The following is a 23797-nucleotide window of genomic DNA, read 5'->3' as shown; positions in this document are numbered from 1 at the left end:
ATATGCATCGCGTCAGGTCGGGCATTCCAACGGCAACAGCCACTCTCGGGCTATGGCAAAGAGGGTTTGGTCATCTAACCTGGCAGAACCGTGGACTCCGGTATGTAGCCGTTTACGAAGGCGACCACTTTCTGGTCTGCCATTTCGCAGGGCTTCAGCCGTGTCTCCCCGGAATGCAGGCGGAACAAATTGAAACTGATGAAGTCGCGACCGCCCAGCTCTCGGGCATAAAGCTGGACTCTCCGCCCATCCTCAGAGACCTGCAAGGTCGTCCCATAGCGCCGCCGATGATAGTGACCCGCGCTGTACCCGAGCGGAAGCAGCTCCAACCGTTCAAGAAATCGATCAAGCTCGTTCATTGCCCCACCAGATCTTCTATTTTTGCAGAACGAACACCTCTCCTCAATCCCCGAGGCTGTTATGCAAATGTGCCTTACTTAGGAGAGTCGGATGAGGGGAACTCCCTCAGGTAAGCCCTCGTCGCCGTTCAGCCCACCAATTCGCTAACAGGATGCATGGCCTGGATCAGAGCCAGCTCCTACCTATCCGCCTTATGTCGGAGACGACAGCTCCCCGTTGATCGGCGGGAGGTTATGCCATCTCCAGCTGAAGAGACAGTTCACGGCGCATACGTCTGCACCAGGTCTCAAGAGCGGCGACTTTCTGCTGCCTCGCTTCGGAGTTCATGGATTGCCTCCCTCAACTCCTGCACGGTGACGCAATTGATCAGGTGACGTCCGACAAAAGCAACAACTTCGTTGAGCCCCATTCAGCCCTTCCTGTCATTGAGTGTTGATCATTATGTGGTGATTGGACAGCCCGAACCCAACCCGACGGGCGCAATGACGTCATTGCATTCATACCATCATGGCGCCACTCGGATCACGAACATGTTTCTCTCGGCAGGGTCCGGAACCGGCCTGTGCTGGACCGGGGTTTGGATCTACTGGCGGCGGTCCTTTTCGAAACATCGAGTTGCCTCCCCTCATTGTCTGATCACAGGCGAGGTTCACGACACATGTGCGCGACGGCTCATGCCCCTTCTCCTGGCTGCCGGTGCAGGGGAGGTTTCTCGGCGCCCTGCTCTTCCGCCGCGAGAAGCTGGGCCGCCATGCGCCTGGCCTGCCAGGCAGGCTCGGCGGTGCGGCTCATCTGGGCGACGGCGATCGCGCCCTCGTGCAGCAGGTTGATCTCAGCCGCGATCCGCTTCGGCTCGGCAAACCGGGCCGCATGAGCGAGCTCCTCAAAATACGCCAGCGTCAGGCGCTTATGCAGCACCGCCGCGCGGAACACGGGATTGGCGGTGTCCTTATGCTCCCCGGCCGCACTTGCGAACAGGCAGCCGCGGAACCCCTCATCGCGGAACCAAGCCTCGAGGCAGTCGAAGGTCACCAGCAGGCGCTCGACCGGATCGCTCGCGCGCTGCTCGACAAAGGCCCGCATGGCGTCACGGGCCTCCTCGTCGCGCCGTTCGAGGGCGGCCAGGATCAGGTCCTCCTTCGTCTCGAAGTGTCGGTACAGCGTCGTCTTGGCGACGCCGGCCTCGGCAATGATCAGGTCGATGCCGGCCGCATGATAGCCGTGCTGGTTGAACAGCCGGAGCGCGGTCTCGAGCAGGTGATCCCGGATTTCTCTTGGTCTGCCGCCGTTTTGGATCGAGGTCTTCGACTGGCCGCAGCAGGCCTCCGTTGATAGTGTCGGGTGCTACGAGTTTGACGAGAACGAGCTGGCTGCCGCTGTCGAGATGATCGTGGGCGCGGCGCATGAAGCCGGCGCCCGGGACGTCTTGCCTCCAAACTAGGCTCAGGACTCGTTAATTGAGGTAGAAAGCTACGGCAGCCGCGATGCAGATGGCCGAGAAGAAGGTGTGAGCGCAGCGGTCATAGCGGGTGGCAATTCGGCACCAGTCCTTGAGCTTGGCGAACATGTTCTCGATCTTGTGGCGCTGGCGATAGAGCGTCTTGTCATAGGCAATCGGCACCTTGCGGTTCCGGGTCGGCGGAATGCAGGGTGTGATGTCCTTGTCAGCAAGAGCCTCCCGGAACCAGTTGCTGTCGTAGCCTCGGTCTGCAATCAGCGTGGAGCCCGCCGGCAGCGCCTCCAAGACGAGCCGTGCGCCCTTATGGTCGCTCATCTGTCCTTCCGACAGCAGGAGGATGATGGGCCTGCCAACCTCGTCGCAGACGGCATGCAACTTGGAGTTCAGCCCGCCTTTCGTGCTCCCGATGTGGCGGGGAACATCCCCTTTTTGAGCAGGCTCGCCGCCGTGCGGTGCGCCTTCAGGTGAGTGGCATCAATCATGATCCGCTCGGGCTTGGGCCCCTCGCTGGCCAGCGCCGCGAAGATGCGGTCGAACACGCCCAGCCGGCTCCATCGCATGAACCGATTGTAGAGCGTCTTGTGGGGCCCGTACGCCTTAGGCGCATCCTTCCATTGCAGGCCGTTGCGGATCACATAGACGCTCCAAGCCGCGCGTCGGCCGGATCACGCGCTTGAGCGCCCCATGGTCGGCCTCAATGATGTTATTCAAATATTTCGAAGTCCGATGCTCAACATTTTCCGACAGCAGGCTCTCCTGCTGCAGGCGCCGAATTGCCTTGGGATACGACGCCAGTTTGTCGGTTGTAATTGAGGATGGCGGATAGTCGCTCATCGTCTTCAGGGCTTTGCGCAGAAAGCGATAGGCGGCCTTGGTGTTACGGCGGTCTGACAGCATGAAGTCGACCAACTGCCCATGCTTGTCGACGGCCCTGAACAGGTATTTCCATCGCCCACCGACCCGCACATAAGTTGGTTCTGTCGCAAACTCGTTTTTTACTTGCCTATACTAGTGGGCCTGCTGTGGCCCTGTGCTGTGGAATCAACGGCTTAGCGCCGCTGCTGTAATGCCAAAATGGCGCTGGAAATGGTAATACTTCGAGTTTGCGACAGAACCGGACGGAGAGGCTCGGTTAACGGATTGGATGCGCCAGAATCTGCGGTACGGACACGTGCCGTTAGTCGGTGATGTTGAGCGGACTGAGGCGGCTCTGATCAAGGCTCTCAGCCCTCCTTTGAACCTCAAGGGCTGGAAGAACCCTGAGAAGCCGCTGGTCCAGCGTTTTCGAAGAGCCTGCGTTGCGGAAGCGACAAGTATGAGGGACGCCGTACAGAATGGATCATTGGAATGATCCAAAACGTATGTGGCTCCGTACTCAGTATCTTCGGAGGAGCGGGTCGTGGCAGGTCTAGCGGCACCGTCAAATTAACCAGGGGGTGATCGGATCGGGGCACACATAAGGGATGAAACCGCCTCGCCATTCCCGCTACGCCCGCCACCGGTTCCCGCCTGAAGTGATCAGCCACGCCGTATGGCTCTACTTCCGGTTTCCGCTCAGCCTCCGGATGGTGGAGGAGATGCTGGCGGCCCGAGGGATTGAGGTCAGCCACGAGACGGTCCGGCAGTGGGCGCTGAAGTTCGGCCAGAGCTTTGCCAACCAGATCCGCCGCCGTCTTCCGGCATCCGGAGACAAGTGGCATCTCGATGAGGTTGTCATCAGCATCGTGGGCAGGAAGCACTGGCTCTGGCGAGCCGTGGATCAGCATGGGGTCGTGCTCGACATCCTGGTTCAGAGCCGCCGCAATGCGAAAGCCGCCAAACGCCTGCTGCGGAAGCTGCTCAAGAAGCAGGGCATCGCTCCGCGTGTGATGATCACGGACAAGCTGGCCAGCTACGGCGCGGCCAAGCGAGAGATCATGCCCGGTGTTGAGCATCGCCAGCATAGGGGTTTGAATAATCGTGCGGAGAACAGTCACCAGCCCACCCGACGACGCGAGCGCATCATGAAGCGCTTCAAGTCAGTAGGGCAGCCCAGCGCTTTCTCTCAGTCCACGATCAGGTCGCAAATCTCTTCCGCCGTCCTGCCAAGACCGATGCTGCAGTTTATCGCCATGCCCGCGCTCAGGCCTTTCATGTCTGGACTGATGTGACTGGCATCGCGAGTGCCGCCTGATCTGTCGACCCAGGGAGGCGCTTTGCCTTCAGCTCGTTAAATTGACGGTGCCCTCCATCCTCCGCTATCGAGACCTCTGTCACGATAGCTGAAACTCTGAAACAAAGTGTTTGCGACAAAGCCCGCAGTCCTCCTATGCCATCCAGCTTCGGCTGCCAAATCGTCGATCCCTGCAACAAGGCGGTGCAGTTCCCGAAGATGTCCTCCATGAACATCGCATCCCTCCGGGTCCGTGCTGCGGCCAATGCCCTCAATGGCTGCTCCACGGTACGTCAAGCGTCACCAATTCGTCCGCAGTCACGCCTGCCTGGCTGAACACCAGGCTGCCAGGATCGAGGGCCTGGTTATCCCGCCGATAGGTCAGGCGCAGCCGGTAATCGGCGGGCTCGAGATGCGAACCTGGGGCGGCGGCTGTCGGAACGATCACGGCAAAGGCCGTGCCATCATCCTTGCGCAGCACGCGAACATCATCGATAGACTGATACGCCGCCTCGGGCAGGAACGAGCGCGCGTGGACAACATCGTCACGCCCGGAGACGAGTCGTAGTGCCACGCCCGTGGCGGGCAGCCGGATCGTTCCGCGGTCGGCGAGCATCGCGACAAAGTGCCGTACCAGTCCCGCCTGCCCCGCTGCCGAGGGGGCCTGCGCTTCGTTGCCCGAGAATACCTGCACGCGTGTTCCCGCCGGCAGCAGATCGCCGGCCGCAAAAGCATGGTAGGTTTCCCAGGTCATCGGGGCGACGCGCACTTCGGCGAAGCGCGCGTCCACGTTACCCCAGCAGTACAGGCCAATCCCGCCCATGGCGAGATCGGGATCGTCCAGCGCGAACAGGCGGACACCGTCGAGATAGCCGCTCAGGTGGGTTCCCGTGCACTCGACCGTCATCAGGTACTCGCGCCCTACCTCGTAGGACGCGTTCGCTTCCCACAGCACCGATACGGCACCTCCCACCTTCTTGACCAGACGGCGGTACCCGCGCTGCGCGTCCATTGAAAGACGATAGTAGTTGTCCGCATCGGCATAGCGGAACATTACGCCGATCGCGTCGTCCTCGCCTGAAACGAGTCGTACGCTCAGCCGGTAGTCCGTCCAGGATGGCGAACCGGCAGCCGCAAACGTGCCGAATTTCTCCGGCGCCGCGGCGGAGAGATCCCCATCGTGAATGGCGCCCGCCTGGCGCAGCAATCCGCCGGTCGCCTGCCAGTCCGATGGCCCGTCCACCGTCCCGTCGTCGACGATGGTCCAGGTGGCCGGCGCCAGGGCGTTGAACGGTTCGTCGAGCAGCCATTCGTCAAATGCCATTTGCGCCGGGTAGACGTGGACGCGGGAGAACCGCGCGTCGGTATTCCCCCAGCAATACAGTCCGATGCGGCCGGCCGGCACGTCGGCGTCCTCGACCACGAACAGCGGGATCCCGTCCAGGTGGCCGCGCAGCGTGTTGCCGACAAGGGTCAGCGTCATCTCGTACGGGCGCCCGAGCTCGTAAGCGACCGCATCCTCCCACAGCAGGGTGAATACGCCTGCGACTGCCTTGACGAGGCGACGGTATCCGTGCTGCGCATCCATCGAGAAGCGATAGAAGTTCGCGTCGTCGGCATACCGGAACAGGAGGCCGATGGCGCCGTCGTCGAAAGACTGGAGCCGCGCGCTCACGACGACATCGGTCCAGGCCGGGTCGCCCGCGAGGGCCTGGGTGCCGCGCTTGCCGAGCGTGTCCCTGTCGATCGGCAACTCGAAGATGTTGCTGGTCTGGCGCAACGCACCGCCGACGGTGCTCCATACCGATGGTGCGTCTGATGTGCCTTCGTCGATGAAAGTCCAGCCGCTGGTGTCCCCTTCGGCAAACCGGTCGGACAGCAGCGCGTGTGCCTCGATGGGCGGCACGCGGACCTCGACACCTTCGAAGCGTGCACCGGTGTTCCTCCAGCAGTAGAGACCCATTTGCCCGCCGGGGTGGGCGGTGTCGTTGACGTCGAAGAGCCGCTCGGCCCCGATGTACCCGACAAGATGGGAGCCGACCGCGTCGACCGTGAGGACGGTTTGCCCCCCGATTGCGTAACTGCCGGCCGCGTCGAACAGGATCGTGGTCGCCCCGCCCTGCTTGCGGACCAGCCTGCGCCGATTGTGCTGGTGATCCAGCGTCAGGCGATAGTAGTTGTCCTCGTCTGTATAGCGGAACATGACGCCGACCGCTCCGCTGGCGTCGGCGCGCACCGTCACGCGCAGGCGGGAGTCCATCCACGACTGCCCGCGGGCGACAACGAAGGTTCCAGGATAGTCGGGACCGGCGTCGTCGCCGATGCCGGACTGTTGAACGAGCGCTCCGCCGCCGAGTGCCCAGACCGAAGGACTTGATGCGCTCGCCTCGTCGGTCACGGTCCACGCGCCAATGCGCCGTGTCGCGTCGCTCACGAGCACGCGGTCGAAGTGCGCGCCGGTATTGTTCCAGCAGTAGAACCCGATCCCGCCCGCGCGCAACGCGCTGTCATGGACCGTGAAGAGCGGCGTGCCGTCCAAGTGCGCGCGCAGTTCTGTACCGAGCGCGCGTATCGAGAGGTCGTAACCCTGGCCGACTGTATAGCCCACCGGATCCTGCCAGAGGGTGCTCACTACGCCCGCCACTTTCCTGATCAAGCGGCGGTAGCCGCGTTCGGAGTCCATGGAGAAGCGGTAGTAGTTGTCGTCGTCCACGTAGCGGAACATGACGCCGATGGCGTCGTCGTCATCGGAGCGCAGCCGCGCGTGGATCTGCACATCGCGCCACTCCGGATTGCCGGCGTATGCATAGGTGCCCGGGAAGTGCACGCCATCCTCCGGCGCGTTGATGTCGGAGGTCTGGCGCAGCGTGCCGCCGTCCACCTCCCACAGTGACGGCCCGGCGACAGCGCCGCCGCTGTCGACGATCCCGACCTCGTCTAGGCCCGTGAAGGCCGGCGCCCAGAGTACCGGGTCGGTGTCGAGCGATTCGACTTCCAGCGCCTCGAAGCGCGCGCCGGTGTTGGCCCAGCAGTAAAAGCCGACCGCGCCACGGGCAAGGGCCGTGTCCCGCACATTGAACAGCGGGACGCCGTCGAGATAGCCGATCAGGTGCTCACCGTGAGCGTCGATGGAAAGTTCATACGACCGCCCGATGTCGTAGTTCCCGCCGTCCTCCCACAGCACGGTGACGACCCCGCCGGCTTTCTTAACGAGTCGCCGGTAACTGAGCTCCCGATCCAGCGAGACGCGATAGTAGTTGTCCCGGTCGACGAAGCGGAATACCACTCCGATGGCATCGTCGTCGACGGTGCTGAACCTGGCGCGGATACGGACATTCGTCCATCCTTGCGCGTCCTTGGCGATTGCCAGCGTACCCGGTTTCTCCGGCGCCGCGCCCGCTGTGCTGCCACCGTAGATGTTGCTCGTCTGCACAATGGCTCCAGCGAGGACCGACCAGGCGGACGGACCTGACGAGATGCCCTCGTCGACAATCGTGTAGTGGTCAAGCGCGTTGGGGCCGAAGTCCTCGCGCATGAGCAGGCCGGCCGTGACCTCGAACGCCTCGGCGAACAGGACATTGCTGGGGCCAGAGGAAGCAAGCGCCCCCGGGAATGTCCTGTAGTCGATACGCAAGCCGGTGGTGCTGCCCGGTTCCTGCAGCAGCAGCGTGACCGACTCCTCGTTCGGCTCGGCGGTCGCAAAGGAAACGTCGGTGAGCTTGGCCCTGCGTGGCGCCACGACCGGCGCGCCGGGCCTGGTTGCCCGCAGCAGTTCGATTGCGGTGCGGCTCCACGCGATCGGTTCGGGGCTGTGCACGAGCAGCGCGAACGGCTGGGCGATCTCGAGACGGGTTACCTGGACTTCCGCCGGCGGCGGTTGCGAGCCCACACCGGCCAGGGCGGCAAGCTGTTCGAATGCGCGCCCCTCGTCGGCTGACGGCGCAGCGGCCGGCGCCACGGCTGCGCCCACTGCTGCGGCGACGGCGACCGCGTCGGACAGGGCGGCGCGCCAGGTCTCGTCACGGTAGCTGTGCAAGTGGTGGAAGAAGTTCACGTACCTGGAGGTCGTGAACTGGAAGCGGTAGACGACGGAGGCGGCAAGGCTGAAGTCGTCGACGCGCACGTCGCTGAAGCGTGCCCCGGTATTCGCCCAGCAATACAGCCCGACGGTTCCCCCGGACATGGACTCGTCGCTCGCGTCGAACACGAGTTCGCCATCCTGGTAGACCCGCAGCGAGGTCCCCACGGCTTCGACCGTGAGCAAATAGTCGCGACCCTGTGTGTAGGTGAACTCATCGCCGGCCAGGACGTTCGTGACGCCTTCGTAGACCTTCAGCAAGCGGCGATACCTGCGTTCCCTGTCCATGACGAATCGGTAGTGATGGCCCGGGTCGGCGTACCGGACGGCGACGCCGATGGCGTCGTCGTCCCCGGACCGCAGGTACACGCTCACGCGGTAGTCGGTCCAGTTCGAAGGCTGCTCCGGATGGTCGGGGGCAAGCAGCGGCGTGTCCGCGCAGACCAGCAGCGTTCCCGGCTTGACCGGGTCGTTCGCATTGACCGTACCTCCCCAGATGTTCGACGTCTGGATGACGTAACGGCTGGGCGGCGTGCCCTCCTCGCGCACCTCCCAGTGCGAGGGCCCACCGTTGGCGCCTTCGTCGAACACGGTCCAGCGCCCCAGGGCCGCCCCGGAGCCTGTCGCCGCATCCCCGACGAGATGCGCGGCGAAGGCCTCGTGCAGGAGCAGCGGGACGAGGCGCGCCTCGTACAGCGTGTCGCCGTCGAGCACCTGGCCCGCGTCGGCTGCGCCGAGCGTACTGTTGTGAGGGATGAGCGTCGTATCGATGACGGCGCAGTCGCTACCGTTGACGGTAGTGACCCAGTAGTTGTCGCTTTCTGTCAGCGTCAGGTCCTCGGTCACACCCCAGCGATTTTTGACATCAATCAGGCGGCCGCTGACGTCACGCACGGGCCGGTTGTTGTTGTCGTAGAGGTAAAGCCCGAGATCGCGCCCGGCTATCCGGTACATCAGGTCGACGTAGTTTTCGTTGAACGCGACGCCGATGTCGTAGGCACGGTAGACCGGCCGCGGCAGCGGCGGCTTCTCGCCGGCCGCCGGAACGGTGGATGGCACCGTGTAGGCAACGTAGCGGGCCAGATCGTCGAGGCCACTGTCGAAGGTGGCCGCGTCCTGGCCGGCGGGCGTTGAGAGCGCCGTCAGTCCCGGCGGCCCCTCGGTGCGGAAGTAGGCGAACTCGGTGAGGTCGATGTCCTTGGACGCGATGCCACTGGCCGAGATGTGCGTCACCAGCTTGAGCCGGTAGTCGGTGTGCGGCTCGAGCACGTCGCCCTGGCGCGACCAGCGGGCCATTTCGTCGCTTAGGTGCTGTGCCATCTCTTGCTGCAGCTCCACCTGCGCGGGGTCGGGACCGATGTTGACGCACACCTGGACGATGCAGGCCTGTCCCCTCACCAGGATACGGACCAGGCCGGGACCCTGGATATCGATGACACCAGCGACCGGCGCCACCGGGCCGATTACCTGGCCATCCGTCGTAAAGCCCATGCCGGTGACCTGCGACTGCGCATCCGCGACTCCATCGGCAAGGGGGAAGCACAGCGTGTGCAGCAGCATCTCGTCCTGCGGCGCGGTGAGCCGCACATGCTTGATCGAGCGACCGGTGAGCCGGATCGTCTGCGGCGCGCCATTGACGGCATGGGGTAGGCGCGCCTGGCTGGCAAAACTCCCGTCCTGGCTATATGCGACGATGGTCGCACCCTGCGAGAACAGCGAGACGGACAGGTCGACGCAGGCCACGGCAAGCGGCAGTGACACGTCGAGCGTGTGGCCGCAGTGCAGGCCTGCGGCGCCACCGCGCGTATCCACCGTCGTCTCGGGCGGACGGTGTCCAGCCGCATCCTGGAGCTCAAAAACGACCTGTTCTTCGGTACGGGGATTCGAGGACCGGCTCCCCGGCCGGTCGCGGAAGTCGATGCAGGTGCCGACCCGGTCGCCCACCCCCTCGCGCCCGGCGACCAGGATGCGAACCGCCCTCGCCGGTTTGCGCAGGCTGACAAGGATGCTGTTGGGCTGTGGCCCGGCCGCGCCGACCGGGATCGTGGCGGGCACGCACAAGGCATGCTTGAAGGTGCGGAACGCGGGCTCGAGCACCGTCACCGTGGTCTGCGGCGGATACAGCCAGGAGATCGCCAGCCAGTCGTGGGCGGGACAGTGGTACGGCGGGCTAAGTACCTGGCCGGCGGGAACCGACTCGAAATCGCAGCAGATCACCCGGTCAGGCGGTTGAGGGACGCATGGGTAGTCGTCGAACTGGTCGGTGAACCACTCGTCCCAGGCCCCGCCGCTGTGGCGCGTGTAGTCGAACGCGCTCTTCGACCACAGCCAGAGCTTGACCTGGGCGATGCCGCCCGTGCCCGCCCCGGCCACTGGGGCCCACGAGCCGTACAGGTCGCCTACCGGCGGGCCAGCATCGCTCCTGCGCGCAACGAGCGACCACGTGCCGCCCGCCAGCTTGTGCAGCTCGATGCTGCGCAGCGCATATTCGACTTCGAGCGGGCCTTCGTTCGTCGCCGGATCGCCGATCCGCTCGCGCGGCGGCTCGACGAAGTTGACGTTGCTGCCGACGAGCGGCTTGTCGTGGACCGCGCGTCCGAACGTGATGTGGGGCCGGCAGTCGAGCGGCACGACGGGCACGCCGGCCGGCGGCAGCGCGGTATCGAGCGCCACGATATCCGCCGCCGTGACCGCGCCTTCGTTGACAAAGCCGTCGCCGTCCGGGTCCCAGTTTGGCAGGAGAACGGCGGCGCGCGGCAACGGCCAACTGACCGTTGTCTTGAAGTGCTCGATCGCGATCTCCTTGAGCGGCATCGGCAGCGCTGGCACGTCCCCCTCGGGCCCCCATTCGAGTTTGATGGTCTTCTTGATGTCGCTCAGCGGCCACGGCAGCCCGATCTTGACGCTGAACGTGGCGAGCAGGTGGAACGGATCGAAGACGTTGGCCGCAAACTGCGCGTCGACGCCGAGCGTGAGCCCGAAGCCGAAGGCCTTCAGGCCCGCCTTGCCGTGTAGCCAGAGGTCGCCATGCAGGTAGACCGGTTTCCAGCTGACCACGACATTCCCTTCGATCCAGGCTTCGACCGTGACCCGCAAGGGACCGAACTTCCAGTTCTTGTCGTAGCCGACCCACGCGCCCATCGCCAGCTGGCGCGCATCGAGCATGAAGTAGCTGTTGGCCTCGAACAGCTGGAATATCTCCGCCCAGATGCGGCGCTCGCGCGGCTCGTTCTCGCCGAGATACAGATGCCATGCATCGGCGTCGCTGAAGTCGAAGAACGCTTCCGCGTTGGCGCGAATGTCGATCAGCTCCGCGCTGCTGCCATACTTGTACCGCGCGGCGACGTTCAGCAGGAAGGTGCCCTCGCGCCCGTCGAGAACGGCGAGCGCCCGGAACATCGCCTCCTCGCCCAGCTTGGCGCGCTCCTTGAGCAGGTTGGCGCGCCCCTCGATCAGCAGGACCGGGCCCGGGAAGACGATGACGAGCAGCAGCTTTCCCGAGAAAGTGTAGCCGTTGTCCGAGAGCGTGCCCAGGGTCACGCCGGCGCCCAGCGCCAGGCTTCCCTCGGCCGGCCGCCATTTCGTGCTGAGATCGGACACGCCTTCCGTCGGCCGCAGGTACCAGCCGGGCGATGCATCGTCGTTCTCGAACCACGCTTCCTCGGGCAGCTTGTCCGGCTCCATCTCCAGCGCGAACAGGCCGGCCATGCCGTACAGCGCAAGTCCGGTCGCGCCGAGCGGAATGCCGGCGGGAAGCTCGAGGCCGAGGTAGATGGCCATGAAGCTGTACCGGTCCACCCCGCTGCCGGCGGTGCCGATGACGAGCTGGGCGTCGACCCGCATGTCGAGCGAGATGAGATCGAGCGTGATGTCGCCATCGAAGCGGTGGATGTCTCCAGGCAACTCGCGGTAGGACACTTCGCCCTTGAAGTAGAGCACATCAGGGATCGCGAGCTCGACCGCGATCCCGTTGAGCGATACCTTGACGTCGCCGTTGTCGTACCAGCTCAAGCGCAGTCCCTCGACGGATGCCCCGGCGCTCAGCCCGTCGACCAGCTTGATCGCGCCGGAAAAGCCGATCCACTTGCCCGTTCCGTCGTCCGTCTTGCCAAAGCCGAGTTTGGTGATCTCGAGCTTGAAGCCGTGGAAGTCGAGGCTGTATTGGTCGCGCAGGTCCATCCACCCGCCTTCGAAGCGGACGTTGCCGCTCGAGTCGATCGCGAGCTCCTTGACCTGGAAGGCCGGCCAGTCGAGACCGCCAAAGAGCGGCGTCACCTGGCCGCTCAGCTTTACGATGAAGGTGCCGCCGGTGTATTCGAAGCCAATACTGTCCAGGTCGAGGCGCAGAACGCCCGCTTTGGTCAGCGTGACGAGGCCGCTCTCGCCGCTCAACGCGGCGCTGAACGTGCCGTCGAGATTGAGGCCGATCGCGACCTTGACCTCCTCGTCGAAGTACGGAAGCGTGAGGGTGCCGGCGAGTTCGGAATCTTCGAGGCTGTTCTGGACGAAGGTCAATCCGAGATGTTCGAGGCCGAACGTCACGCCGAAGACTTCGCCGGCAAAGGCCGGCGTCCAATCTGCATCGATTTCGCCGGAAAATCCACCGTCGCCGATGAAGGCATTGCTGAACTTGATGTCGCTTGGTACGGCCGACCCGAGGCCTTCAGGCAGCTCGACCGTCGCCGCGCCGATGAACACGCCCTTCCAGTCGGTGTCGAGCCCGATCGCGGCCGCCGCTTCCGGCAGTTCCTGGTTGCTGGAGAGGCGCAGCACGATGTTCTCGGCCGAGATGATCACGCCGCTGTCGCCGACCATGCAGCGCGGCAGGTTGAGTTGGCCCGGCGACTCTCCCGGCCACTCGACGTCGATGTTGAAGTCGCCGTCGACCGAGATCGCCAACGGCAGTGGGATGTCGACGAAATGTTCGGGATCGGGATCCGCCACCGGCTTGCCGTCCTGCTCGATGACCGGCTTGAACAGCGTTCGCGGCAGCCGCAGCTTGAGCACTTCCGCGAAGAGTTCGACCAGCAGGCCGTCCTCGCCGCTGTGCGCGGACGCGATGACCGGCCCCGAGCCGAGCACGAAGGCGAAGCCCAGGGGCAGCTGGAAAACCACCTCGTCCATAATGCGCATCGCAAGCTGAGCCGAGAACGTTCCCTCTTCCGCCAGGATCATCCCGTCCTCGTACGCGATGCGATCGAGGAACGATCCGTCGCTCGGCACGAACAGGTCGGAGGGCCACAACTCCTGCGACAGGTACTCGCTCAGCGGCGTGTAGAAAACAGGATCAGGCATGCTCTCACTTTTGCTTTCCTAGCGCATGAAGCGCACGCTCGCCGCGGTCGCCGGCGCGCCGCTGAACAGGGTCGCCGCGGCGTTGAGAAACGGCGCGCCGCGCGGAACGTAGGCATTGTCAAACGGGCCGCCCCTCGGTCCTCGTAGTCCCCAGGGCGTGCCCGCTCTCGCCCGGTACCCGCCGGTGTTGTAGGCGCAGCCGACGAGCGGCAGGTCGAGGAAAGTGATGTCGGACTTGTAGCTGTCCCGGATCTCCCCTCCCGACAGGAAAATGGAGTGCGCCGCATGCAGCAGCCAGTCGTTCAGGTAGCCACCCGCGTTGGCCGGCAGGGCCGGCAGGCCGGCGGCGGCGAGATGGTCGCGTAAGCCGAGCCGCGTGACCGCTTCCATCGCCGAACTGATCAGGTTCTGGGTCAGGCCCGGGCTGATGCGCGCGCCGCCCGTGGCGTCCACGATCGTCACCAGCTGGTCCCAAGTCAGCGTGCTGGTGGCGGCGCGCACTGCGGCGGCACCGTTCCACGGATTGGGAACGGAACGCGAGAACCCGTCGAGGACGAACACCGCCGCGTGATTGGCCGGCGCGAATTGGAGTGAGCACGTCAGGTTGCGGATGTCTCCGGCCGCGCCAGCGGTTTGCACCTGGACACTGATGGTATCGCCCGATGCGACGGCAACGGTGGCGGCGTTGTTCACGCCGTTCCTGCCCCCGGAGGCCAGCGTCACGCTCAACGTGCTCGCGGCCCCGTTGAGAAACACGGTGACGGTGGTGGCGCCGTCCAGCGTATTTGCCGCGGCGGCAACCCCCAAATGCCGCAGGGTTCCCGCCCGCGTCGCCGCATGCGCCACGGCTCCGTGCGTCCCGGCCCCCGCGGCGCGCGTCGCAGCGGAATAGAACCGCGTCACCGCCGGCGCCTGCACGCCGCCGTTCGGGAAGCCGCCCGCCAGCGGCAAGTCGTTGACCGTGATGTCGTAGTTGGTGATGGCCGCCGCCGAAGAGGTGTGGCCCACGACGCGCAGACGATCGACATCTTCCACCAGCACAGAGGAGTTGACTCGCGTCAGGAAATCCTGGCGAAACGTTCTCGGGTTGTTCAGCGTGACGCTGATGCGCGACGTATTGTTCGCGTTGAGAGCGACGGCGGTGACCGTCCCGCCGATGCCCGTGGCGTGATCGTACTCGAGCTCCAGGGCCGCACTGACACCGCCCGCGCGCAGCCCGATTCGGTTCTGCGGGCGTAACGGCTCGAGCCGGGTGAAGCGCGGGTCGAAGTTCACGCTCTCGGCGCCAGCGAAGAAAATCATCAGCTCGCATGGCACCTGGAGCGCGTCGCAAGCTGGCGCGACGGTCGCGCCCTCGGCTGCCCAGAAGGCGTTCACGGCGGCTTGCTGCGCCGGGCTGGGGCCGAGGTTCACCGCCGCCCCGCCCCCGCGCGCGCGCGCCTCGAACACGCTGTCGTCGGTGTAGTGCCACTCGCGCTGCGAGACCGGCGCGGTGTGCGGATGACCGTGAAAATTGGCGAGCCGGCCCAGTGGGATGCGCGACTGCGCCGCGATCTGCTCGCGCGCGCGCGGAAGGGCCGCCGCCGCGAGCGCGGGGAACAAGATCGCCAGCGGGTGCGTCAGCGCGGCGCCGCTGACCACGTCGGTCACCGAGGTGATCCTGCGGTCGGCGGCGGGAAGCAGCATCTGCCGCATGAAGCGATGCAGGTAATAGACGGGATTGATGGTTTGCTCGCAGCGGTCCTGCACGTGGAAGGTCAAGCGCCTGGCGCGATCGGCATCGGCCGCCGTCTTCAGGTCGAACGGCGCGGCAGCGGGCAGCGGATCGGAGGCCAGGAAAGGCGCGGCGCGCCCGATGGCGTCGCCCGCGCTCACGTCCAGTCCGCCGCGCAGCTGCGCCGCCGGCGTGGCGCTGAAGAAGTCGGTCACGAGCCGGGTCACCTCGGCCGCCACCGGAAGATGACGGTCCAGGTGGGCCTTCAGCGTGCGCGTGCCCGGGCCGACAACCATCCGCATCGAACGGTGCCAGTTGCGCCGGACATTGGTCGTCGTCGCATGGGCATAGGCGTTGGTCAACAGCGCCTCGAGCGCCGTCTGCACCGCGGTCCGCTCGACGTTCTCGTAGAAGGCAAAGTGCGGCAGCGCCTCGATCATCCGCACACGGGTTACGCCCCCCGCCTGCTCGGTCTGCAACGCCAGGCGTTCAGATGGCGTCACCGAATAGGTCCGGCCGGCCGCGGTGGTCCCGGTGAAGGTGCGCGCGAGCGTCAGCCGGGTCGTGCTGTCGACCCGCAGGATCATGAAGGCGTCGGCCGTGCCGGTCACTTGCAAGGTCCGCCCTTCGAGCGTGGCGTCCCACGCGGTCCCGGCCCCGTTGACCGTGTCCGAGCCATTCGTCACGGAGACCGTTCCGGCCAAGGTCAGGCGTTCCCATCGCAACTTGCCGTCCAGCCAGCAGAAAATGTTTGCCACGTCTCCCGCGGACGACATGAACAATTCCAGGCCGCGCGAGAAACTGGCTGGGTTAGCGGCCGTCTGCAACGGCTGCCGGAACGGCCGGCCCACCACCAGGGCGTTGGTGAAAGCCGGATAGGGGCCGGCCGTCTGGTGCGCGATCGGCGTCGCGAAAGTATCGCCCATGACATCACTCCAGTTAAACACCTGTTGGAACGGAGACGACCTCGCTGGCGGCGCTCTGCCGGCCAGAACGATCGCGCCCCTTGAGCCGGTAGTCGTAGCCCACGCTCGCTTGCGCCGTGGCGTCTTCGAACGCTGCGGTCCCGGCCGGTAGCCAGTCGCCGAGATTGACCCAGATCGTGCGGCCCGCCTGGCGCCGCTGGACGAGGATCTCCAGCGCCTCGGCGGTTTCCCACGTGACGCGCACCAACGAATCCGCGCCGTGTGTTTCGCGCGAGGCGACCACAGAATATGGCGGGGCCGCCGCGCCGGCGCGGTACGCGCGCGCGGTCACGGGCGGTGAAGCCACCGACTCGTTGCCCACGTCGTCGCGCGCCGTGACCCGGTACGACAGGTCGACTGCCGCAGGCACATCACGATCGATCCAGACGACTTGCGCCGGCCGTGCGGCTGGATCGCCCGTCGCGACGGTCTCGACGTGCACCAGCGTCATCAAACGCAAATCGCGCGCCAGCGCAGCGCCCTCGACGCGGAACACGCGGTAGTCGGCCAGGTCGGGCTCACGGTTGGAGCTCCACTTGAGCGTGACCTGGCGGTCCCCGCCGAGGACCTTGGCGATCGCCGGCGTGCGCGGTGGCACGACCTTGGGGCAGTGGACCGGAGGACTCGCCAAGCCGAGCGGGCCGCGATTGTGCGCCCCATCCACGTAGGCAGCGCGATAGAAGTAGCGATTGCGGGAGCGGCCGTCGAGTGTGTCGATCGTGGCGCGCAGCCCGGGATCGATCACGAAGTCCGGGGGATTGTCGGGGCCGAGCCGGTTGGCGTTGCCAGGATCGGCGGGGTCGAGCGGCTCGATTGTCAGCTGGGTGAACGCACGCTCGTTGCCGGGCAACCCGGCCAGGGCACGCAAGCTGTCGTTCGACAGCGCGCGGTAGTATTCCATCGCCGCAGCCTTGCCGCTGTCGTGGACGAAGTCGGTTAGCGCATTCAGCTCCGCTGCGACCTGCTGACGCTTGGCAGCGTTCCACTCCGACGGGAAGCGTTCCGCCTGGTTCGGATCAAGCGCAGCGTTGTCCGTGCCGCGGCGCTCCCAGTCGGTCTTGAACAGCGCGTCGTCGAGCGCCCGGAACACGTGCGTCCTGAGACCCGCGGAAGGCACCCAGCGGAAGGTGTAGAACGAGCGGCCGTGGTAGTCCGCCGCCGAGGCGAAGACGCGCTCGGAATCCGGCGGCGCCACTGGTGCCGGTGGCGGCGTGCGGCGCACGACGAAGATCTTGGCCGGTGCGCTGACCGGCCCTTCGTTACCGAAACGGCCGCCCCAGTCGCCGGTTGCCCATTTCGGGTCGTCAGCCGTGTGCTGCTTGTCGTCGGCCGCACTGATGCCGACGTGCGCGTATGCGACGGGCTGTTCCAGGGACGTGGCCAGCTGCAAGCCAGTGCGCACCGCGTCGCCCGCGGCGGGGATGATGACGTCGTACTTGCGCAGGGGGCGCCCGGCGTCGTCAGTTGCGAGCGTGACGTGATCGCCGAAGGGGACAACGTAGAAGCGGTCACGCCACGAGGCCGACCTCAGGAAATCGACATAAAGGGGAAAGCGGATTCCGTATGGCGCCGCGGCCTTGTCAGGCGCCTCGTACGCCCTGTCGAGCACGAGCTCGGTCGGCGAGTTGACGGCCGCAATGACGAACGTGTCGAACGGGCCGACGACCTTGAACGTCATACCGACCAGGTGCGCGGTCCAGTGCGTGTTCGTCCCCGTGACCAGCGGCAGCCCCCTCGTCACGGACACGGTGCCGGTGTTGTAGACCTGCGGCACCGTTAAGGTGCATGCCGAGCCGGAGGCTGGCGCGATCTCTTCGGCCGCGCCGATGTTCCTCACCCGCAGCGCGAGCGGCGTCCCGGCCGCGCTCCCGGTCACCCGGAAGGCGTTCGCGCCCACGCGCAGCCAGGCGCCCACCCAGGCATCGGCGCCGTGGACGTTCGCGAGATCGGTCTGTACATCGCTCTCGGTGGCGCCGGCCGGAGCGACGGCAGTGATGCGGCCCGGAAGCGCGTTCAAGAAGCCGGACTGAAGGTAGATCCTGAACTCGCGCGTATCGGGCGCCTGCCGCATGTGTGCGTCGGTCCACTGCCAGCGGACGCGTAGCCCCACTAGGTCCTGCTGCTCCGCAGCGCTGAGCGCGTCGAACCACGTATTGTAGGGAGCGTCTTTGAGCAGCGTCGGATCGGCCGGATCGAGCGCTGAGGCTTCGACCGCGTAAGGCGGCGGCGGGCCGGACTTGTCGAGCAGGCGAAGCGCGGAGGGGTGGATCGCGCTGTCGGCGGGCGGATCCTGGTAATACCACGGACGCGGCTTTGGCGCCGGGGCCCACTGGAACCAGCGCGCATCCAGACTCGCCGGGGTGTGCCGACCAAAGATGTCGATGCCGCTGATCCGGTAGCTGTACCAACCCTCCCCCAGCGCGCGGTCGATATGATGCATAGGGAACGGCGGCCAGTCGAGCGGGCGGACCGGCTCGACCCCGGGTAGCAGCTCCGGCTCGGCAACGAGCACCGGCTCGGTCGTGACGAGTGCGTAGGATCCGGACGGTGCGGGGGCCGCCGCGTTCCCGCGGTTGTCACGCCAGACGTGGTACATGAGCGCCGCGCCAGGCGCGAGGACACCCGGCGCAAGCAGATCGAGGTCCCAGCGCAGGCCAGCGTTGTTCGTACCATCCACGGAGCTGCCGTCCAACGCGCCAATGGCCGCGCCCGGCAGCGCGTAGGCGCGCACGTCACTGGGCGGATTGAACGGCGGCGCCGGCTCGAGTCGTTTGTTGAAGACGATATAGCCGTCGAGGTCCACGAACCCACTTGCCTCGATGACACCGAGCACCGTTGCCGCATCCCTGTTGCCCACGCCTGTGTGGTCGGCCACGATGAGGTAGTCGTAAGGCTGGTTCTGCTGCACAAGCTTATCGGCCCAGTAGAGTCCAAGCATCTGCGCGACCGCAGGGTGCAGCGAGGCGAACAGGACGAGCTGAAGCGGGTACTGCTGCAGCATCTCCGGCGGGCCGACGTCCGGATCAGGCGGGGTGGCGGTGCCCTCGACGGCTGATTGCTGCAGGGCCATGGGGACGCCAGCCGGTCCGTCCTCCACCAGATCGAGCAATTGCGCATGAAGCTCGGAGAACGGTTCGCCCGCCCATGCAGCCGCCGGTCCATACCCGATGCGGCCGAGCGCCAGCGCCTCTGAGGCCGCCTCGCTCGTCGGCTGCGGGCTGCATGGATACTGCGGGTGCATGACCGGCAGGCACATCGGCGCCTCGCAATCCGGTACTGGTTCCCATCCCCTGCCCGCATTCTGCGACACGAAGTAGAAGCAGAGTTCGATCAGCGCCGCCTCTCCCCCACTCAGCTCGACCGCCGTGATCGTGTCTGCGTCCAGCGTCACCGTGAGAACCTGTCCAGGCGCCGCCTGCGCGGTGGTCTGGGTGAGGACGAGATCGCCGTGCAGCACCTTGACGGTGACCACGTCGGCGGCACCGCAATCGGCCGTACCGCAGCTGAAGCAGAGCTGTTGCAGCAGCGTTTCATCCTGCGGCGCATCGACGACGATGCGGACGATGTCCTGCCCGGGCAGCTTGAGCAGGTGCGAGACGCCCTGCTGAACCGGTATGCTCGCCGTGGCCACCACACCGCCGGCCGAATCGAGGGCGCGAACCCTGCCGGGGCTCGAGAAGTGCGCGAGGGTCAGCTCGACCGCGCTTGCCTTGCATGGCAGCGACATATCCAGGCGGTGCCCGCAGTTGAGCCCAACGAGATTGCCCATCTGGATGACTTGCGTGTGCGGCGCCAGGGTGCCGTCATGCCTGTAGACTTCGAACGTCGCCCCCGCTTCGACCAGGGGATTCGTTCCGACGAAACCGGCACGTGGGCGGAAGTCAATGCAGCTTTGCCCGCATTGCCGCCTGCGAAAACCGATGCGTGCCTCCACCCGGTAGGCCGAGTGCACAGGATCGAGAGCGAAGCGGATGTACGCGCGCGCCCGGAGATCGAACTCCGCGACGCCGCCCGCGGGGAAGTCGTCCGTGAAGACGAGCGGCCGGTCGCTGCGGACCTGGCCAAACGGCGTGTTGAGCACTGCGGACGGCCACGGACCGGGCGGCATGTTGGGAAGGATCTGTCCGAAGCACACTGGGCGGCTCGGCCAGTGTGGACGCCGGAACAGAAAGAACCCGTACCACGGAAAGCCAACGTCGGTGCGGAAGCTCCACCGGAGATGAATGCCGTCGCTAAGGGGCGGCTGGATGGCGTTCGGCGGGATGTCGCCGAGAACCCCCAGGGCAGCCAACACCAGGCGGTCCGTCTGCAGTGCCATGTAGCGCCCGCTCCATGGATAAGCTTGACGCCAGCCTGAGGACTTCTCGGGAAACGGCCTGACTTCACGGCCTGACTTCGTGGATGCCCCGGCGCGGATTCATTAGTCGATTATCTCCTTCTCGCCGCTCAGATGCAAGGTGCATACGCACGAACGTGAAGGCTGGCATATAAACCGTCGGTACGGGCCGGGGCGGCTCAAGCATATGGTCAACCATCGACACAAAACGATCCCAAATCAGAGATCGTCAGTCTCGCTGCTCAGAGACATAAGAGACATAATGGTAAGGTGGGTTCAGAACACCGCCCATCTACACGGCTCGCTCTCAATCGGGACGAACGTGACAACACCTGAAGTTATGTCAGGTAAAATCACGTTTGGCACATCGTTCAACCAAGTATATACTATAATAAGTAAGGTTGCCTCCTATACATGGCCTAGGCACAGTGCAGCATGGAATAGTGGGTGTCAGGGCCAGCATGTGACACTGCCTTCGGACGGTGCATCACCGGAATACCTCTCGATGAGAGAAGGCATCCAAGCTTCTAAGCTGATGGCGTAGCCCGTGCATCGGGTCAGTTGAGGAGTTCAACGTTGTCTCTTTGAGGGAGGTAACGATGAATATGCGAGTTCAGCACAAACGCGGAATCGAGCGTTGCGGTCTCTATGCCTTATCCCTTTTTGTTGCCACTTTCCTGAGCGGTTTGTCCCAAGCAGCTTCGGCTCAGCCGGGGCCGAGCAAGCCTCCAGAAATCGCCGGCCCTGTGGTTCGCACCCCGGTTACGCCGCAGGTCAGACAAGAAAACCTGAATGCCTTGACCCCTCGCTCCCGGGTGCAGCAATGGCGTCCCGGGGACCCGGTCAAAGTCATCGAAGACATGAAGGAACGTCTCCAGCCCGGCGGTGGTGAGGCGGAGAGGGAGCAGCTCCAAGGCACTCCCTCGGACCAGAGTGGCGGAACGCGCCTGCCGCCTATCCAGGCAACTCCTCCCGCCGCGGCACCTCCAGGGCTGCCCCCGCGAGGAGCCATCATGCCTCTGTCCCCGGCCACAGCGGCGCCGCCACCTGTTCAGGTCACGTTCGACGGCATCCCGGCTACAGGCTTCCTGCCCCCTGACACAGTCGGCGATGTTGGCCGCAACCATTATATCCAGATGGTCAACACGGCCTTTGCGATCTTCGATAAAGCGGGCAATCTCCTCGCCGGGCCGCTGCCGATCAACGCCTTGTGGACTGGCTTTGGTGGTGCGTGCGAGAGCGAAAACAATGGTGATCCAATTGTCCGCTACGATCGTTTGGCCGATCGCTGGCTGATCAGTCAGTTCGCGCTTCCCGGACCAGATCTGCACGAGTGCATTGCTATCTCCCGTACTGGCGATCCTGTAACGGGCGGGTGGTTTCTCTACGACTTCCCCACCATCGATACGAGCACTGGCGGGTTTGTGTTTCCCGACTACCCGAAGATCGGGGTTTGGCCGGATGCATACTATATGGGCACGCAGCGTGGATTCCCGAATGGCGGCCTGGATGTCTGGGCCTTTGACCGGCAGCGCATGCTCGCTGGTCAGCCAGCGGGCCAAATCCAATTCCATGTCCGGCCGCCCTCCCTGATCCTGATCCCCAGTGACCTGAATGGCCCTGCTCCGCCAACCAACACTCCCAACACCTTTGCCCGTCATGTCGATGGTGAACGGTTCGGTGGTGGTGATCGCCTGGAGCTTTTCGACTTTCGCGTCGACTGGGGCAATCCGGCGAACTCGACTTTTGCGCTTACGGCAACACTGCCGACGGCACCCTTCGATACAGTACTCTGCGAGCCGAGCCTTATTGGGCGCTGCATTCCGCAGCCGGCCACTGACGTCAGGTTGGAGTCGTTGACTGTCTGGTTGATGTGGCGGCTCCAGTATCGCAACTTTGGATCGCACGAGAGCCTCGTGGTAAATCACACGGTTGACGAGAATGGTCAGGACCATGCTGGGATCCGATGGTACGAGTTGCGACGCACCAGCGGCGGTTCGTGGTCGATTTTCCAGCAAGGCAATCATGCTCCCGACAGGGAGCATCGCTGGATGGGCAGTGCCGCCATGGACAGCACAGGCAATATTGCGCTGGGCTACAGCGTGTCGAGTCCTGAGGTCTTCCCCAGTATCCGCTATGCTATGCGGGTGCCGAGCGATCCTCCGGGCACCTTGGGCCAAGGCGAAGCAACGATTATTGCCGGTAGCGGCGCTCAGACGCACGGCAGTGGGCGCTGGGGCAATTACAGCTCGCTGGATCTTGACCCGACTGATGACTGCACCTTTTGGTACACAAGCGAGTACTATCCCACCACCTCAGTTGCCGGCTGGCGAACACGCGTGGCCAGTTTCAAACATCCCGATTGTGGGAAGCCGCGCGTGGCCTTCAAATATGCCGCGAAGATTGTCTGTGGCGTTCAGGATGAGCCTGGAAATCTCCGTCTTGCCCGCGGTTTCTATGCCACCGCCATCAACATTCACAATCCGAACAGCAAGCCGGCCAAATTCACCAAGAAGTTGTCTTTGACTTATCCGCCAGACGCACAGGAACCTGGTGCGGTTTACAACATCAGTACAGATACGTTGAAACCTGACGAGGCACTGGAGGTCGACTGCGAAGATCTGAAACGCAACCTCTTCCACAATAATCTGCCTACGCAGTACATCAAGGGCTTCATCGTCATCAAGAGTAACGCCAGTCTCGATGTGACGGGGGTTTACACCACCCGCAGCCTCGACGCCCCCTGCTGTCCGCAGACGGTACATACATGCTGTGAAAGTCAGAATGGAAAGGGCTGCTGTAGCGGCAAAGGCGATTGCTGCGGGTCCCAGGACCATCCGGCCAACGGAGGTAGGCCCATGATGCCAGGCAGCCACAGTGGCATCCATGTGGAACAGATCCACGAGCGACGAATCACAGATGAGACTGACGATCCAAGACTGCCAGATCTCATCCCTGTGCCGAAAGCCGACCGCCCGTATCCTCCGGAGGCTTTCTGCCGCATTAAGGACCGGGGCCTTTTAATTACCGTCAGGAACCAGGGAGAAGCCAGTGCGGACGCTTCAGTGGCGGAGGTTCTGTTTACGCATGTAAATGCCTCCGTGGTGCGGCCCACTCCACCCCTATCACCGGGCAACGAGATCGATCTCCATTTCGCTTTCCCGCCAAATGGCTGCACAGGCGGCCTAGAGAGTTGTCCATTCCGGATCACCGTGGACCAGGGCGGAACAGTGACTGAGTCAAACGAGTCGAACAACACCGCGCTCGGAAGCTGTATTTTCCTACAGTGAGATATTCGGACGTTACCATGTTAACTTCTGACATGAACCGTTGTCAGCCCCATGGCATCGGCGAGCTTGGTCTAGAGCATCGGGCATTCAGACGAATCCGTATCCGGCGGCGGTGAAATAGTTGCGGCACGCCTCAGGCTCAACGAGA

The 23797-nt window shown here is 64.6% G+C and carries 7 protein-coding genes and 3 pseudogenes; 3 read left to right on the top strand and 7 right to left on the bottom strand.

The window, feature by feature from the left end; all coding sequences use genetic code 11:
- Positions 1–74: 74 nt before the first annotated feature.
- The 4 genes and pseudogenes from DC522_RS19200 to DC522_RS19185 form a co-directional block, all read right to left on the bottom strand.
- Complete coding sequence (locus DC522_RS19200) at positions 75–359, bottom strand: hypothetical protein (protein WP_116530275.1); 285 nt, start codon at positions 357–359, stop codon at positions 75–77.
- Between the two features lie 673 nt (positions 360–1032).
- Positions 1033–1656 carry a TetR/AcrR family transcriptional regulator gene (locus DC522_RS19195; RefSeq protein ID WP_116530274.1) on the bottom strand — a complete coding sequence of 208 codons (624 nt, stop codon included), beginning with the start codon at positions 1654–1656 and terminating at the stop codon, positions 1033–1035.
- Between the two features lie 157 nt (positions 1657–1813).
- Positions 1814–2460, bottom strand: a pseudogene (locus tag DC522_RS36035) (IS5 family transposase); the annotation flags it as partial.
- Positions 2417–2785 (bottom strand): DDE-type integrase/transposase/recombinase, encoded by a 369-nt coding sequence (locus DC522_RS19185; RefSeq protein ID WP_116530273.1) that lies wholly within the window; start codon positions 2783–2785, stop codon positions 2417–2419. The gene DC522_RS19185 and the pseudogene DC522_RS36035, both read right to left, overlap by 44 nt.
- Positions 2786–2948: 163 nt before the next feature.
- Here DC522_RS19185 and DC522_RS37305 point away from each other — a divergent pair.
- Both DC522_RS37305 and DC522_RS19175 read left to right on the top strand, forming a co-directional pair.
- Positions 2949–3170, top strand: a pseudogene (locus tag DC522_RS37305) (GIY-YIG nuclease family protein); the annotation flags it as partial.
- Positions 3171–3282: 112 nt separating this feature from the next.
- Positions 3283–3992 (top strand): annotated as a pseudogene (locus tag DC522_RS19175) (IS6 family transposase).
- Positions 3993–4242: 250 nt separating this feature from the next.
- On the opposite strand, the gene DC522_RS19165 reads toward DC522_RS19175, so the two are convergent.
- From DC522_RS19165 to DC522_RS19155, 3 genes are read right to left on the bottom strand one after another with little or no spacing between them, the layout of a single operon-like run.
- Positions 4243–13344, bottom strand: a complete 9102-nt coding sequence (locus DC522_RS19165; RefSeq protein WP_116530270.1) for a hypothetical protein — start codon at positions 13342–13344, stop codon at positions 4243–4245.
- A gap of 18 nt (positions 13345–13362) precedes the next feature.
- A complete protein-coding gene (locus tag DC522_RS19160; protein ID WP_116530269.1) occupies positions 13363–15984 on the bottom strand; it encodes a hypothetical protein in 2622 nt (873 codons plus the stop codon).
- Between the two features lie 13 nt (positions 15985–15997).
- Entirely contained in the window at positions 15998–20341 is a 4344-nt protein-coding gene (locus DC522_RS19155) for a fibronectin type III domain-containing protein (protein WP_116530268.1), read from the bottom strand.
- A gap of 617 nt (positions 20342–20958) precedes the next feature.
- On the opposite strand from DC522_RS19155, the gene DC522_RS19150 reads away from it, so the two are divergent.
- Positions 20959–23649, top strand: a complete 2691-nt coding sequence (locus DC522_RS19150; protein ID WP_116530267.1) for a CARDB domain-containing protein — start codon at positions 20959–20961, stop codon at positions 23647–23649.
- The last annotated feature ends 148 nt before the right edge of the window (positions 23650–23797 follow it).

This window comes from Microvirga sp. KLBC 81, assembly GCF_003075415.1.
Classification (GTDB): Bacteria; Pseudomonadota; Alphaproteobacteria; order Rhizobiales; family Beijerinckiaceae; genus Microvirga.
This window is presented reverse-complemented; position numbering and strand designations above follow the sequence as displayed.